A 14,356-nucleotide genomic window follows, 5' to 3' on the forward strand; every position below is an offset into this window, starting at 1 on the left:
GCAAGAAGCCGCGATGTTGAAGTGCAACTTTTGAAAGTGCCTGCAACCGTCCATGAAGGAGATCTCGACATGTCCGATGTTTCTCATTACGAAAACACCGTTCCGCGCAGCCTGGTGCATCGCGCCGCCGTCAGCGAAGTATTCCTGACCGGCGCCATACGTTTTGACGACGTGAGCTTCCAATGTGCCGCGCAACTTCCGCGCACCCACAGCTACTTCAGCGAGCATGCCCACGGTGGTGAGTATTACGACATGCTGTTGCTGCTCGAAGTGTTCCGCCAGGCATCGATCTATATTTCCCACGCCTTTCTTGGCGTCAGCCCCAAGGACAAGTTCCTCTATGTCGACAGCGATACTCGCCTGGTGCGCCGTGACTTGCTGCGTGTCGGCAGTCGACCGGCGTCGGCGCTGATCGATGTGCAGGTGGTGGACCACTACTGGCGTGACAGCGTGCTGTCCGGTGTGACCCTGGACATGCAGTTGCTGATCGACGGCCAGGTGGCCGCTCGCCATGAGCGCATGAGCATCCGCTGGATGCCCTCGGCCAGCTGGGACAAGCTGCGTGCCCGCGGCCTGGCCAGCGTGCCGGCGGATGCCGACCCGCGGGTGCAGCGCCCCGAGCCATTGGCGCCGCGCCGGGTCGGGCGGCACTGGTTGAACAACGTGGTGCTCGGCCGCGACCTGGCGGAAAGCGAGGAGGGCTTCTCTGCGAGCCTGGTCGTCGACCGCGACAACCCGGCGATCTTCGACCATCCGCTGGACCACATCCCCGGCATGCTGCTGCTCGAAGGCTTCCGCCAGGTCGCGCTGGTCGCCGCGCGGCGCTATCGCTCCATCGAGTCCGACGCGTTGCTGCTGTCGCAATGCAAGGTGGCCTTCACCCGTTTTGGCGAGTTCGGCCTTGAGACCCGCTACCGTGTCCGGGAGGCCGAACTGCAGTTGCTGGGCGATGGGCAGACGCTGACGCTGCCGGTGGACGTCGTGCAGGCCGGGCAGGTCATCGCTCGCGCGCAGGTCTGGCTGGTGCCGGTCGCCTCGGCTTTGCCGCTGGAAGTCAGCGGCGTGCCGCTGCACGAAGAGGTGGCTTGAGATGGCCGCGCTGAAGATCGTCTGGTTCGACTTCGGTGGCGTGCTGTCGCCACCGATTCCGGAACTGTTCGCCCAATACGAGCGCAAGACCGGTATCGCTCCGGCTGCCTTGCAGCAGGCGATGCAGGACGTCGCCGATGACCTGGGCGTGCCGATGCTCGCACCGATCGAGAATGCCCTGATCAGCGAAGAGCAGTGGGGCATTCGCCTGGCCGAGGCGTTGCGCCGCAACGACCCGCAGCTGGACCTGTCGCGGGCCCGGCTCACCCGCTTCGGCCAGCAATGGTTCAGCGGCGTGCAGCCCAACCCGGCGATGCGCGAAGCGGCGCGACGGCTCAAGGGTGCCGGCTACCAGGTGGGCATCCTCACCAACAACGTGGTCGAGTGGGAGCCGTACTGGCGTGAGCTGGTCGACCTCGATGCGGTGGTCGACCTGATCGTCGACTCCTCGCGCGAGCGCTGCCGTAAGCCGGACGCACGTTTCTTCGAGATCGCCACGCAGCGTTCCGGCCGCCTGCCGGCGCAAAGCCTGCTGATCGACGATGTCGCGGAGAACATCGCCGCGGCAGCCGCGCAGGGCTGGCAGACCCTGCATTTCATCGACAACCCTGGCGCGCTCGATGCTCTCGAGGCATTGACCGGTGTTGCCTTGCGCGCGTCCGAGGAGGCCCTCGCATCATGACCATTGCCCTGCATACCCGCCCACCGGTGCTGGTCACGCAGATTCCCCAGCTCGACGCGGCGCCGCAGTACCGGCCCGCCGAGCCGAGCGGGGGCATCGCCCGCATCGTCCTGCCCAGCGGCCACCTGGCCTATCACCTGACGCGCTACGAGCACGTGCAGCAGATCCTCACCGACGCACGGGCAATCCGCAGCCCGTGCAACGCCGAGGATGGCGCCAGCTTCCTGCCGACCATCACTCCAGCGGAAATGCTGCTGAACAACGACGCGCCGTTCCACGGACGGCTGCGCAAGGTGATCGCCAAGGACTTCAGCCCGGCCGGCGTGGCCGAACTGCGCGAGCGCGTGGTGGCGGTCACCCAGCAGCGCCTGGAGCTGTTGCCGCAGGCAGGCGAGGGCGCCGACCTGTTCGGCCTGGTGCTGGATGAGGTGCCCGCGACGGTGGATTGCCACCTGTTGGGCATCGACCTGGCTGACCGTGCCTACTACCGGCCGCTCAGCCACACCATGCAGATCGCCTCGGACGAAGACGTGCCGGAGTTGCTGCGGCAGTTCTGGGCGGTCTACGGCTACCTCACGGACCTGGTGACCGGCGCGCGACCGACGCTGCCCGGCGGCCTGATCCAGCGCCTGGTCGCCGGACGCGAGGAAAGCGAGCCGCCACTGAACGACAAGGAACTGGTCGGCATCCTCATCGGCGTGCTGGTCGGGGGCGACCAGAACATCCTCACGGTACTGACCAAGGCGCTCTATACGCTGCTCGCCGCGCCGGGGCTGTGGCAAACCCTGGTGGACAATCCGGCGCTGATCCCGACGGCCGTGGAGGAGCTGCTGCGGCTGATTCCACTGGGCACCATCTCGACCTTCCCGCGCCTGGCCAGCGAAGACATCGACGGTCCCTGGGGGCTCATTCCGGCCGGCAGCGCCATCTACGCCGACGCCTTCGCCGCCAACCGCGACCCCGACGCCTTCGCCGACCCGCTGGTGATCCGCCTGGATCGCCAGGGCCCGCGTCACCTGCAGTTCGGCTATGGCATGCACAACTGCATGGGCGCGGCCCTGGCCCGCCTGGAAATCACCACTGTGCTGCAGGTGCTGGTCGAGCGCCTGCCACGCCTGCACCTGGCGGTGCCCGCCGCAGAGCTGCCGTGGGTACACGGCATCATCCTGCGGCGACCGGCGCGGCTGCCGGTGCGCTGGACCGTCACCCACTGACCGCAACGGGAAACGAACATGAGCAAAGCACTGATCGACAAGGCCCTGCTGGGCATCATCCTGCTGGCGATCTTCGTCGTGCCCAGTTCCATCTCGGGCACGGCGTTGGCGCTTCCGGCCATCGGCAGCGACCTGCGGGCTCCGCTGACCAGCCTGCAATGGGTGGTCAACGCCTTCAACCTGGCCTTCGCCTGCTTCACCCTGACCTGGGGGGCGCTCGCCGATCGCCTGGGCCGGCGCCGCTGCTTCGTCAGCGGCGTCGGCCTGTACGTCCTGGCCTCGCTGCTCTCGGCGCTGGCGCCGGCAGCCTGGATTCTCGATCTGGCGCGGGCGCTGGCCGGGGTCGGCGCGGCGGCGATCTTCTCCTGCGGCATCGCCATTCTGTCCACCTACTTCGAGGGGGCGGCGCGGCTGCGTGCCTTCGCGCTGTTCGGCACTGTCGCCGGGCTGGGTGTCAGCCTCGGCCCGACCCTTTCCGGCGTGTTGCTGGACAGCATCGGCTGGCGTGCGATCTTCGCCGCGCACACCGTGACGCTGGTACTGGTGCTGCTGGGCAGCGCACTGATCCCGCGCGACGTCGCACGACCAGGGGCGCAGCGCTTCGACGTGCCCGGTGCGGCACTGTTCATCCTCGCCCTGTTGGCGCTGATGACGGCCATCGTGCAGGGTTCGCAATGGGGCTGGCAGAGCCAGGGGCTCGGCCTGTTGGTGCTGGCCTCGGCGGTATTGCTGGGCGTGTTCGCCTGGCAGGAGCGGCGCCATGCGCAGCCGATGCTCGACCTCTCGCTGCTCGCCAATGCGCCCTTCGTGGGGCTGGCGTTGGTGACTGTGGCCGCGTCGTTCGGCTTCGTCACCCTGCTGACGTACCTGCCCAGCTACCTCTCCGGAGTGTTGCGCCTGGCGCCGACCCATGCGGGCCTGGCCATGTTGCTGCTCACCGCGCCCATGCTGGTGTGCCCGATCCTGGCCGGCAAATGGGTCGGTCGTGGCGTTTCGGCGGTGGGCATTCTCAAGGCCAGCCTGCTGGCATTGCTGGCGGGGCTGGTCAGCCTGGCGTTGCTCAGCCAGCCAGGGGCGCTGCTCTGGCAACTGGCAGCGCCGCTGTTGCTGGTGGGCATCGGCATGGGCCTGTCGGCAGGCCTGGTGGATGGCCTGGCGCTGAAGACCGTGCCCGAGCCGCAGGCCGGCATGGCGGCGGGGCTGCTCAACACCTTCCGGCTTGGCAGCGAGGCTGTCGCCGTGGCGCTCTACGGCTCGCTGCTGGCGACTTTCCTCGGCCAGCAACTGGGGCCGCGCATCGCTCCGGCTCTTGATGGCCCGGGCAGCCTCAGGCAATGGCTCGACGCAACCGCCGCGGGCAATCTGGACGGTCCGGCGCAAGCTTCCGCCGACCTGCTCCAGGCCTTGCAGCCGCTGCTGCTGGCGGGGTACGACCAGGCCTTCCACGGTGTGCTTTGGGTGCTGGCCGGGATCGTGCTCGTCCTGAGCTTGGTGATCGCCTGGCTGGTGCGTCCGCTGCGCGCGCAGGAGCGCCAGGCGGCCCCGGCACGCGCCGCGAGCCAGGCGGCCTGATACCCGCGTCGGCAAGCGGCGTCAGCGTCCGACGGGCTCTTGCCAGAGCCCGTTGGCGCCTGTCCGCGTGTTTTATTTCTTATAGCTTGCAGTGTGGTAGTAGAAATTTTTTATTCCTTCTGAGAGGGCCCTGATCATGCAGATTGATAGCCAACCGGTTCCTCGCAGGTCCCGGATGCGCCGGCTTGGCGCTCGTTCCCTTCACCGACAGGCCCACTACCGCACCACCCGTTGGCGTGAGCAGTCCCCAAAGGCCTCGATTCATATGGACCATGAAGCCCTCAAGCACAAAGTGTTCGGCCAGTTGTTCCAGCAGAACTACGCCTGGCTCTGCGCCCGGCTGTCCTACCGTACCGGTTGCGCGCACAGCGCCCAGGACATCGCCTCGGAAACCTTCCTGCGGGTCTGGTCGCACACTGATCCCAGCGCCATCCGCGAGCCACGCGCGCTGCTCACCACCATCGCGCAACGCCTGATGTACGAAGGCTGGCGCCGGCGCGAACTGGAGAATGCCTATCTGCAGGTGCTGGCCGAAACGCCCGAGCAGACCCACCCTTCGCCGCAGGAGCAGTGGATCCTGGTGGAGAGCCTGTTGGCCATCGACCGTCTGCTCGATGGCCTGTCGACCCAGGCCAAGGCGGTGTTCGTGTACAGCCAGATCGATGGCCTGACCTACACCCAGATCGGCCAGCGCCTGAACCTGTCGCTGGGGCGCGTGCACCAACTGATGACCGACGCCTTGCGCTGCTGCTATCAGGAGCTCGCCGGATGAGTCGCAAAGCGATAGCCGATCCGTTGGTGGAGGAGGCCATCCAATGGATGGTTAGACTGCAGTCGGGGGAAATCTCACAGGAGGAACGCCAGGCGCTGGAGCATTGGCGAAGCGCCTCGTCGCAGCACGAGGCGGTCTTCCTGAAGCTCTCCCAAGGGCTGTCTCCGCTGCGCGACTCGCCATGGCGAGCACAGTCTGGCGACCAACTGCTGCGAGCCATGCAGGCCCCTTCCGGGCGGCGCCAGTTCCTGCGCGTGAGCCTGGCGCTTGGCGGCCTCGCATTGGCCGCCGGAGCCATACTGCGCGTGGAGCGGGCGGGCCTGGCGCTGCCTGGCGACCTCTACACCGGCACTGCCGAACGGCGCTTCTGGATCCTGGAGGACGGCAGCCGGCTCGACCTGAACGCCCGCAGCGTGGTGGCTACCGGCTTCGACACCCATCGGCGGGGGCTACGCATGCGCCAGGGAGAGCTCCTGCTGCAGATCGCAGCGGATCGCCGAGGGCCTTTCCTGCTCGAAACTGACGCGGGCCAGGTAAGTGCCTCGCAAGGGCGCCTGCTGCTGCGCGAGGAAACCCAAGGCATGCGCCTGGTGACGCTGGACACGCCCGCGCAACTGACTCTCCCCAACGCCAGGACGCATGCGCTCGACGTTCGGCGCAGCGTGCTGTTCAACGAGCACGGTCTGTTGGCGGATGAGGCGATGCAGCCCTCGGAAAGCGCCTGGGTGGATGGCTGGCTGGCGGCGCACGATCGTTCGCTGGCCTGGGTGATCGAGGCGATCAGGCCCTACCGCCGCGGGATACTACGCCTGGACGCGGCCATTTCCGGCTTGCGCGTAAGCGGCCTGTATCCGCTGGACGATAGCGACCTGACGCTGGAGATGCTCGAACGAAGCCTGCCGATCCGGGTGGTTCGGCGTAGCGATTATTGGGTGAGCATCGAGGCGCAGGGCTAGTAGATAAGTCCAAATGCCTGCTCAGCTAATTGAATTGACGATAGGTTTTCTATTCATGCCAGTCCCCCTGAACTTGCCGATCCAAGCTGCAGCGAAACTTGTCCTGACGCAGCTCGTTAATCACATAACTCCAAGCTCCAGTGAGGCCTCCATTGTACGAATAGCTGCCGAGATGCTCGCTCATTTAGGCTATCCGGATACATGGTATTACGATTGCCCGGCATTCGTTTTGCTGGGATCCCGCAGCTTGGCCTCAATCTCGGGCCGGGACTACCGACCGAGCGAAGAAACAGTCGGCTTTCAGAACCTCGTGACAGTTGACTTGAGCCCTCGGTCAGGAACTGTATGGGGTGATTGCGCACGTTCATTTTATGTAGAGCAAGGTATCTGCCGTACATCGCCACTTGGCAAGGAATTCGCAAGAGGATTCGACGTTGAGCAACATCTACATCGGGCCATGCTCCGATTTGTTCATCCTTCAACGACCTTCAACGAGCTATATGAGTGGGCTAATGAATTGATAATTGATGTTGGTTTCGAGAATCTTGATTTTCTTGGCAATGTTGGTCACAGCATCTGTGAGCGGCGAGAGGAGAGGCTCTACATTGAGTCGGGTAACGATCGATGCTTGGGCGAGGTTACTTGCTTTACGTTTGAACCGCACATTCGAGTGAGGGGTGGTAAATGGGGTTATAAACATGAAAATATATATTATTTTGATGGCGCAGGCGTAGCATGTGAACTTTAGTGTCTATCACCTGATTTTATATTGAGGTTGGTTGCAGTCTGTTTGGCCCAGAGCTAACCGATGAAACGTATCGCTCAAGTTATATGCTGTTGTTCGGTAGTTTTTTGATGTATTTTTGCAGTGCTTTCTCAAATCCTTTTGGATCTAGTTTACCTTGCTCTTTGTAAATAATGAAAAGCTCTTTTATTAAAATTCTTGAAAGAATTTCGAACTCTCCTCTGGAATGTAGTGATAATGCCTTGAATAGAAATGCTACTGGGCTTTTTTTAGCAGGGACGGATAAAACCCTAATGCTTTCCTTGGTTTTTCCTACTACTCTAAGTGATGATCCGAGACAAATTTTGGCGATCAATTCCTTCTGCGGTGGAAGACCGAGTTTAATTGCATCTTTATAGTGTTTAATGGCTTTGCTTTCTTGCGAAGCTCTGTCTAGATTTAGTGCTTTATCTAAAAGCTCTTCTGCAATTTTTGTCTTCTCTTCTTCCAAGGTTTTCTCCTTTTATTTGGGGTAGACCGTTTTGATTTTTCCGTCCCTTAATATGTTGAAGGGATACTCTGATTTCTTCTTTGCATTGATTCTCTGAAGTCTTAATGACATTTTTACAATCCAAGCAGGTGCCTTGAAACGATTTATGTTGAGAGTAGGGAACTCGGATATTGGCGTTCCTCTCGGGACGTTGATGACATCGGAGGATCTATTAAAATCTTTGTTGTAAATGTCAATGAAATGGCGAGCTTGGTTTAAGCTCGTCATATCTGCTAGGTTGTCAAATATGTGTGCTACGCCACGAGGTATGATTAGGGATTTATCTGGGCTCCCCTTGTATTCTAGGCTGGCCTCTTGATGTAGTGTCTTGGAGTTATTTCGGCAATCAACGAAATGCCCTTTGATCAGTCGATCATCGTAGGTCAAAAAACTAAGAACATCATCTTGACCTAGGTGGATTCCATAAAACTCATATCCGCCATGGTTCGCACCAGAAAAATCTTTTCCGTGGTATATGATGCTGTATGCGTTTTGGTTGGGATTGGGAATTATAATTCTTGAGTTTGGTGCGCTTTTGAAAAATCTGTTCTTTATCCAGAATAGACCATCTATTGGCGTGGTTTCAATTACCTCATCGTCATCGGAGCAAAAGTCCTTATATGCTTGAGTAATTCTATTGAGCATGAAGTTCCCTCTTGGGTTATGCAAATTAGCTCCATTCTTTAATAGGAATTGCTGTGACCTCCCCCGATAGTCGTCGAGGAAGGTCGTTCGGTTATTGCCCAGAGTCGTCTATTGGTACCTCGTCAGAGAATAACCCCATGCCGATCCCACCAATACCTGCAAGTGCTGCATTGGTGATGCTTAGCAACATCAGTCCTATGGAGAAGCAAACAAAGCGAATAACCTTCATGGCAACTTCCCTGCTGATTAATGGAGATTAATTTATAGCTCCCCAGTCTTATGTTTGGTAAGAATATTTTTTTCTGTTGTTATGTCATTCTGTTATTCGGTCCGCTGATGTGGTGAGTAAATTCTCCCTGCTTAGAAGGCAATCAATACGCTCATCAAGTAATTGAAGCTTCCCCCTGCTTAAGCTCAAGTCCATCCAATGTTGTTACCAATATTCAATGGATTGCCACTGCCCAAAGAAGCCGAAACGCTGCCGATGACCTGCACGTTGTAGGCAACGGAATGCATGATGACCAGTCCATGAAGCTGATCAGGCGCGTCGGGTCGTAGTGGATGCACGGCGGGCAGGGGAACCAGCCGATACGGTTCTTGTGGTAGATCAGGCCCTCGGTCTCCAAATGTTGCAGGGCCTGATGCAGTTTCCCCTGGGAGGCCGCCAAAGTGCGTGGTGAGGTCGCGCTCAACGTCGCCCGGGCCGCTGCAGCCCCAGGTGTTCGCGCAGGGTTTTGCCCTGGTATTCGCGGCGGAACAGTCCGCGCTTCTGCAGCTCCGGCACCACCAGGTCGACGAAGCTGTCCAGGCCGTCGGGCAGCAGCGGCGGCATGATGTTGAAGCCGTCGGCGGCGCCGCTGGTGAACCATTGCTCCAGGTGGTCGGCGATCTGCCTGGGGCCGCCGACCAGGGTGCAGTGGCCGCGGGCGCCGGCGACCTTCAGATAGAGCTGGCGGATGCTCAGATTCTCGCGCCGGGCCAGTTCGATGAACAGCGCCTGACGGCTCTTCATGGCGTTGCTCGGCGGCAGTTCCGGCAGCGGGCCGTCCAGCGGGTAGGCGGAAAGGTCCAGGCCGCCGGCCATGCCGGAGAGCAGGGCGAGACCCAACTGGGGTTCGATCAGGTCCTGCAGTTCGGCGTAGAGGTCCTCGGCCTCGGCCTGGGTGCGGCCGAGGACCGGCGACAGGCCGGGCATCACCTTCAGTTCGTCCGGCTCGCGGCCATAGCGGGCCAGGCGGCCCTTGAGGTCGGCGTAGAAGGCTTGGGCGTCCTGCAGCGTCTGCTGTGCGGTGAACACTACCTGGGCGGTGCGCGCGGCCAGTTCCTTGCCGGGCTCGGAGGAGCCGGCCTGCACCAGTACCGGATAGCCCTGGGGAGGGCGCGGCTGGTTCAGCGGGCCGCGTACGCGGTAGTGCTCGCCTTGGTGGTCGGAGATATGCAGCTTCGCTGGGTCGAAGTAGCGGCCGCTGGCTTTGTCGCGCAGGAAGGCGTCGTCGGCGAAGCTGTCCCACAGGCCCAGGGCCACGTCGATGTATTCCTCGGCCTGGGCGTAGCGCTCGGCGTGGTCGAAGTGGCGTTCGCGGCCGAAGTTGTGGGCCTCCTGGTCGGTGGCCGAGGTCACCAGGTTCCAGCCGGCGCGGCCGCCGGACAGGTGGTCCAGGGAGGCGAAGCGGCGGGCCAGCAGGTAGGGCGCGTTGTAGGCGGTGGAGACGGTGGAGATCAGGCCGATGCGCTCGGTGGCCGAGGCCAGGGCAGCGAGCAGCATCAGCGGGTCGAGCACTTCGGCGTGGGTGGTGTGGCTGGCCAGTTCGGGCGAGCCCAGCAGGGCCAGGTTGTCGGCGAAGAAGATGGCGTCGAACAGGCCGCGCTCGGCGGTCTGCGCCAGGCGCCGGAAATGCGCGAAGTCCAGGGCTCCGGCCGGGGCCTTGGGGTGGCGCCAGGCGGCCAGGTGGTGGCCGCTGCCCATGAGGAAGGCGCCGAGGCGCATCTGTGTTTGGCTCATGTTCACCTCAGAAGTCGTAGCGCAAGGTCACGCCGGCCATCCGGCGCTGTCCGGGATAGCCCACGTAGAGGCCGTTGGAGGAGGCGATGACCGCCTGGTAGAACTCCTTGTCGAAGGCGTTCTTCACCCACAGCGAGCCATCCAGCAGGCCGTCGCCGACCTCGTGGCGCAGGCCCACGGAGAAGTTGGCGATGCCGTAGCCGGGGATCTTCGACAGGTCGGAGTTGTCCAGGGTGCCTTCGGCCTCGGAGCGGTATGCGTAGCTGGCGGTGACGTAGGGCTCGAAGCTGTCGGCCAGTTGCCACTTGTATTCGCCGTTGAGGTTGGCGATCCACTTCGAGGCGCCCATCACCCGCTCGCCGCTGAGGTCGCAGGTGGTCGGCGCGCCGGGCTGGCCGCTGACTTCGGCGGGGCAGGGGGCATCCTTGAACGACAGGTAGGTGACATCGTTGTAGGAGCCGTTGAAGTTCAGCGTCAGGCCGCGTAGCGGCAGGGCGGTGGCCTCGAACTCCAGGCCGCGGGAGCGCAGTTTGCCGGCGTTGGCTAGCACCTGGTAGCCGGTCACCGAGCCCGCCGGCTGGTAGTAGGTGGTGGCCTGGTAGCCGTGGATGCCGGTCCAGAACAGGTTGGCGTTGAGCAGCAGGCGACGGTCGAACAGCGTCGACTTGATGCCCAGCTCGGCGTCGTTGGCGCGCTCCGGGCCGACGAGGAGGGAATCTGCTCCGGCGCTGGGCGCGCTGCCGACCGAAAGGTTCACCCCACCGGACTTCTCGCCATGGGACAACGAGGCGTAGCCCAGCAGGTTGTCGTCGAACTTGTAGCTCAGGCTGAGCAGCGCCGAGGGCGCGGCGTTGTGCAGGCCGAGGTCGCCGGAATCGTAGGCCCCCGCCTGGCTGGCGCGTACCGCCGCCGGCAAGCCGCTGACCGCGGCGCCGCCTTCGGGGGCGTAGCGCCTGACCCGCGCCTGTTTTTCCTCGTAGGTGCCGCGCAGGCCGGCGGTGAAGTCGAGCCTGTCGGTGAGGTGCCAGGTGCCCTGGGCGAACAGCGCGTAGCTTTCGGTGTCGATCCTGCCCTTGCTGGTGCTGCTGACGTTGTTCAGCGCATTGAGGTTGGCGCCGATCAGGTTGAGGTCGGCCAGCGGCCCCAGGTCGACGAAGTAGCGGTTGTTCAGCTCCTGCTTGAAAGCATAGGCGCCCAGCACGTAGTCGAAGGCGCCGCCGGTGGGAGAGGCCAGGCGGATTTCCTGGGAGAACTGGCGGTCATGGATCTCGTAGCCGAGGTCGCGGATCACCGGCACGTCCAGTTCGTCGGAGTCGTTGGCCGGGTTGAAGTGCCAGTAGCGGTAGGCGCTGATGGAGGTCAGGGTGTAGCCGCCGCCCAGCTGCCAGTTGGCCTCCAGCGAGGAGGCGTTCTGGTGCACGCTGACGTTCTGCCGGCCGTCGATGTTGGACTTGCCCAGCACCGGGTGCGCGCCGACCAGGCTGGCGCGGCGCCAGAACAGGTCGGAGGCGCCGTAGACCACGCCGCTGCCCTGGCTGGAGTTCTCGCTGTTGTATTCGTTGATCCAGCGCAGGCTGAAATCGTCGTTGGGCTGGAACAGCAACTGGCCGCGCGCGCCTTCGCGTTCGCCGCCGAGCAGGGTGCGGTTGTCGGCGAGGTTGTTCAGGTAGCCGTCGTCGCGGCTGCGGTACACCGACAGGCGCCCGGCCAGGGTGTCGGTCAGCGGCCCGGAGAAGGTGCCCTTGCCCTGGAAGTAACCGTTCTCGCCACCGGAGGCCTCGACGCTGCTTTCAGGGGTGAAGGTCGGCTTGCGGGTGGTGATGTTGAGCACACCGGCGGTGGTGTTCTTGCCGAACAGGGTGCCCTGGGGGCCGCGCAACAGGTCGAGCTGCTCGATGTCCATCAGGTCGAACACCGCCATGCCCGGACGGCCCAGGTAGACATTGTCCAGGTAGATGCCGGCGGAACCTTCCAGGCCGTCGCTGGCCGGGTTGTTGCCGATGCCGCGCACGGCCAGGCTCGACTGGCGGGCATGGATGTAGGCGACGTTGACGCTGGGCAGCGCCTGCTGCAGATCCTGGATCTTGTAGATGCGCTGCTTCTCCAGGGTTTCGCCGGCGAGGGTGGTGATCGGCGTGGGTACGTCCTGGGCGTTCTCCTCGCGGCGCCGGGCGGTGACCGTGACTTTCTGCAGGGTGTCCGCCTGCACTTGCGGTTCGGTTTCGGCGGCACTGTCCTCGTCGGCCGCCTGGGCGGCGCCAATGGCCAGCAGCAGCGCCAGGGCCAACGGATGCAACGCCAGGCCCGCCCGGGCGGCGTGGGAAAAGGTCTTGCTCATGGCTTGTCCTTGCAGGGGCCGTGGCACGCACGGCGGGTTCGGCTTGATGGGGGCTCATGCCCCTCTGGCTGCCGATGCTAGGACTGCCCGGCGCGCAAGGACGGGCTTTTGCGGACAATCCATGGTCCGTTGCGGACAGCGCTCCCTCACACCGCCAGCGCCAGGACCGATGCCCTCGGCGCCGGAGATGAGGTGGCGCCCTGGCCGAGTTCGCGCTGGCGCCACTGCCCCGGGGTCTGCCCGGTCCAGCGGCGGAAGGCGCGGTTAAAGCTGCTGGGCTCGTTGAAGCCCAGGCGGTAGCAGACTTCGCTGACCGAGCAACGGGACTGCCGCAGGTAGTCGAAGGCCAACTGCCGCCGGGTGTCCTCCAGCAGTTCGGTAAAGCTGGTGGCGTGGCGCTGGAGGTGGCGATGCAGGTTGCGCACGCTCATGCCCAGTTCTTCGGCCACCAGTGCCTGCTGCACCTCGCCGCGCGGCATCTGGCGGATGATCGACTGCCGGACCTGCTCCGGCAGGTCGTGCCGCGCCAGGCGTTCGAGGTAGTCGCTGAGGCTGCCGTCGAGGGTGCGCGCCAGTTCGCTGTTGCCGCCGCGCAGGGGCACTTCGAGCAGGCGCGGGTCATAGTCCACGGCGTTGTGTTCGGCGCCGAAGCTCAACGGGAAGCCGAACAGGCGCTCCCAGCGCGGGGCATCGGCCGGGCTGGGGCGCATGAGATGCACGCGGCACACCACCCCCAGGCCCCAGATCGGCGTGGCATGGCGCAGCCCGGACGCCAGCAGGGCTTCGGTAGCCATCTGCTCGACCTGCACACCAGCGATGCGCCTATAGACCAGGCGGCTCGCCTGTGGAGTACGTTCCAGGCTGACCTGGCCGGAAGTACTGACCACCGAGGAGAAACGTACCACCCGCTCCAAGGCTTCGCCGACGGTGGCGCTGCTCTGCAGGGCGAACAGCAGGCCGTGGAAGTCGGTGGGTAGACTGTGCGCTGCCACTTCGAGACCGAAACTCGCATCGCCGGTAGTGCGCTCCACCGCCCGCCACAGGGCGCTCATGCGCGCCAGGGGAATGCGTAGGTTGGCGTCCTGCAACTGTGCCGGGTCTATTCCAGCGCTGCGCAACAGCGGCCGGGGATCGTACCCGTTGGCTTGCAGCGCGCGGGCGATGACCTGGGCCCAGGTGGCGATGGTATCTGCATGCATGTCATGCCCCTCCGCAGTGGCTCAATGGACGTGGGCCTGATGGGGAACTGCCTCCCGATGGCCCGTGGTCGAGGCGGGCGGCGCCGGAGCGCGGACTAGGCGTCGCGGGTCGGGCCGAAAGCGGCATGATCGGAGGTTTCGATTAGCTCACAAAGGAATTATTTTTATTTTATAAATAACTTTTAGATCTAATAACGGTGCACATTCAATGGCCTGGCCCCCAGGGCTACCCGGCTACCGACAGCTTCGTGCAAAAGAGGATTTCCTTTGACCAGGCGATTGCCTGCTTCGACCGCCACTGCGAGAAAGCCCGAGCGATCTGGTGCTGATCCGAAGTGAGCCTCGCGCCCGTTTCGTGGCCTACGGTCCGTCGTTGCGCGGGTAGGGAAATGATTTTCCTTGGGTTTCGTCGATACCTCCAGGCTCATGGCGAGTCCCATCAGGAAGCGTCATGTGCTGCCGGCATTACCCCGAAGAGCTCAAGATCGAAGCGGCCAAGCACAAGTGGCAAAGCTCCGTCTAGGCGCAGCCGTATGTGCGTGCCGGTGCTAGTCGAAGCGGAGCCAACGGACTTGGGGTTGGCCTGTAACTACGATTTCCGGTAGGTCGGCCT

The 14,356-nt window shown here is 63.2% G+C and carries 12 protein-coding genes; 7 read left to right on the forward strand and 5 right to left on the reverse strand.

The window, feature by feature from the left end; genetic code table 11:
- The first annotated feature begins 69 nt into the window (after window positions 1–69).
- From PKO50_RS08715 to PKO50_RS08745, 7 genes are all read left to right on the forward strand, one after another.
- Complete coding sequence (locus PKO50_RS08715; protein WP_275629361.1) at window positions 70–1,089, forward strand: ScbA/BarX family gamma-butyrolactone biosynthesis protein; 1,020 nt, start codon at window positions 70–72, stop codon at window positions 1,087–1,089.
- 1 nt (window position 1,090) lies between these two features.
- Window positions 1,091–1,771, forward strand: coding sequence for an HAD family phosphatase (locus PKO50_RS08720; RefSeq protein ID WP_275629362.1), 681 nt, complete (start codon window positions 1,091–1,093; stop codon window positions 1,769–1,771).
- The gene (locus PKO50_RS08725; protein WP_275629363.1) at window positions 1,768–2,985 is read left to right on the forward strand and encodes a cytochrome P450; all 1,218 of its coding nucleotides are present in this window, start codon (window positions 1,768–1,770) and stop codon (window positions 2,983–2,985) included. The genes PKO50_RS08720 and PKO50_RS08725 overlap by 4 nt, the downstream gene beginning before the upstream one ends.
- A gap of 18 nt (window positions 2,986–3,003) precedes the next feature.
- Window positions 3,004–4,557 carry an MFS transporter gene (locus PKO50_RS08730; RefSeq protein WP_275629364.1) on the forward strand — a complete coding sequence of 518 codons (1,554 nt, stop codon included), beginning with the start codon at window positions 3,004–3,006 and terminating at the stop codon, window positions 4,555–4,557.
- A gap of 265 nt (window positions 4,558–4,822) precedes the next feature.
- Window positions 4,823–5,329: a sigma-70 family RNA polymerase sigma factor gene (locus PKO50_RS08735; RefSeq protein ID WP_275629365.1), complete on the forward strand. Its 507-nt coding sequence runs from the start codon at window positions 4,823–4,825 to the stop codon at window positions 5,327–5,329.
- The gene (locus PKO50_RS08740; protein WP_275629366.1) at window positions 5,326–6,285 is read left to right on the forward strand and encodes a DUF4880 domain-containing protein; all 960 of its coding nucleotides are present in this window, start codon (window positions 5,326–5,328) and stop codon (window positions 6,283–6,285) included. The genes PKO50_RS08735 and PKO50_RS08740 overlap by 4 nt, the downstream gene beginning before the upstream one ends.
- 55 nt (window positions 6,286–6,340) lie before the next feature.
- A complete protein-coding gene (locus tag PKO50_RS08745) occupies window positions 6,341–7,033 on the forward strand; it encodes a M24 family metallopeptidase (RefSeq protein WP_275629367.1) in 693 nt (230 codons plus the stop codon).
- 79 nt (window positions 7,034–7,112) lie between these two features.
- On the opposite strand, the gene PKO50_RS08750 is transcribed toward PKO50_RS08745, so the two are convergent.
- From PKO50_RS08750 to PKO50_RS08770, 5 genes are all read right to left on the reverse strand, one after another.
- Complete coding sequence (locus tag PKO50_RS08750) at window positions 7,113–7,520, reverse strand: tetratricopeptide repeat protein (protein ID WP_275629368.1); 408 nt, start codon at window positions 7,518–7,520, stop codon at window positions 7,113–7,115.
- A gap of 12 nt (window positions 7,521–7,532) precedes the next feature.
- Window positions 7,533–8,204 carry a dTDP-4-dehydrorhamnose 3,5-epimerase family protein gene (locus PKO50_RS08755; RefSeq protein ID WP_275629369.1) on the reverse strand — a complete coding sequence of 224 codons (672 nt, stop codon included), beginning with the start codon at window positions 8,202–8,204 and terminating at the stop codon, window positions 7,533–7,535.
- 688 nt (window positions 8,205–8,892) lie between these two features.
- Window positions 8,893–10,206, reverse strand: a complete 1,314-nt coding sequence (locus PKO50_RS08760) for an LLM class flavin-dependent oxidoreductase (RefSeq protein WP_275629370.1) — start codon at window positions 10,204–10,206, stop codon at window positions 8,893–8,895.
- A 7-nt stretch (window positions 10,207–10,213) separates the two neighbouring features.
- Complete coding sequence (locus tag PKO50_RS08765) at window positions 10,214–12,544, reverse strand: TonB-dependent receptor (RefSeq protein ID WP_275629371.1); 2,331 nt, start codon at window positions 12,542–12,544, stop codon at window positions 10,214–10,216.
- 146 nt (window positions 12,545–12,690) lie between these two features.
- On the reverse strand, window positions 12,691–13,743 hold the full coding sequence (locus PKO50_RS08770) for an AraC family transcriptional regulator (RefSeq protein WP_275629372.1): 1,053 nt from the start codon (window positions 13,741–13,743) through the stop codon (window positions 12,691–12,693).
- Between the last annotated feature and the right edge of the window lie 613 nt (window positions 13,744–14,356).

Source organism: Pseudomonas sp. 273 (assembly GCF_029201425.1).
Taxonomy (GTDB): domain Bacteria; phylum Pseudomonadota; class Gammaproteobacteria; order Pseudomonadales; family Pseudomonadaceae; genus Pseudomonas; species Pseudomonas delhiensis.

What these genes read in the sequence shown, in the direction of transcription:
- PKO50_RS08760 (WP_275629370.1), bottom strand. Translation starts at nt 10,206, where the DNA reads ATGAGCCAAACACAGATGCGCCTCGGCGCCTTCCTCATGGGCAGCGGC.
- PKO50_RS08720 (WP_275629362.1), top strand. Translation starts at nt 1,091, where the DNA reads ATGGCCGCGCTGAAGATCGTCTGGTTCGACTTCGGTGGCGTGCTGTCG.
- PKO50_RS08725 (WP_275629363.1), top strand. Translation starts at nt 1,768, where the DNA reads ATGACCATTGCCCTGCATACCCGCCCACCGGTGCTGGTCACGCAGATT.
- PKO50_RS08765 (WP_275629371.1), bottom strand. Translation starts at nt 12,544, where the DNA reads ATGAGCAAGACCTTTTCCCACGCCGCCCGGGCGGGCCTGGCGTTGCAT.
- PKO50_RS08745 (WP_275629367.1), top strand. Translation starts at nt 6,341, where the DNA reads ATGCCAGTCCCCCTGAACTTGCCGATCCAAGCTGCAGCGAAACTTGTC.
- PKO50_RS08730 (WP_275629364.1), top strand. Translation starts at nt 3,004, where the DNA reads ATGAGCAAAGCACTGATCGACAAGGCCCTGCTGGGCATCATCCTGCTG.
- PKO50_RS08740 (WP_275629366.1), top strand. Translation starts at nt 5,326, where the DNA reads ATGAGTCGCAAAGCGATAGCCGATCCGTTGGTGGAGGAGGCCATCCAA.
- PKO50_RS08755 (WP_275629369.1), bottom strand. Translation starts at nt 8,204, where the DNA reads ATGCTCAATAGAATTACTCAAGCATATAAGGACTTTTGCTCCGATGAC.
- PKO50_RS08735 (WP_275629365.1), top strand. Translation starts at nt 4,823, where the DNA reads ATGGACCATGAAGCCCTCAAGCACAAAGTGTTCGGCCAGTTGTTCCAG.
- PKO50_RS08715 (WP_275629361.1), top strand. Translation starts at nt 70, where the DNA reads ATGTCCGATGTTTCTCATTACGAAAACACCGTTCCGCGCAGCCTGGTG.
- PKO50_RS08770 (WP_275629372.1), bottom strand. Translation starts at nt 13,743, where the DNA reads ATGCATGCAGATACCATCGCCACCTGGGCCCAGGTCATCGCCCGCGCG.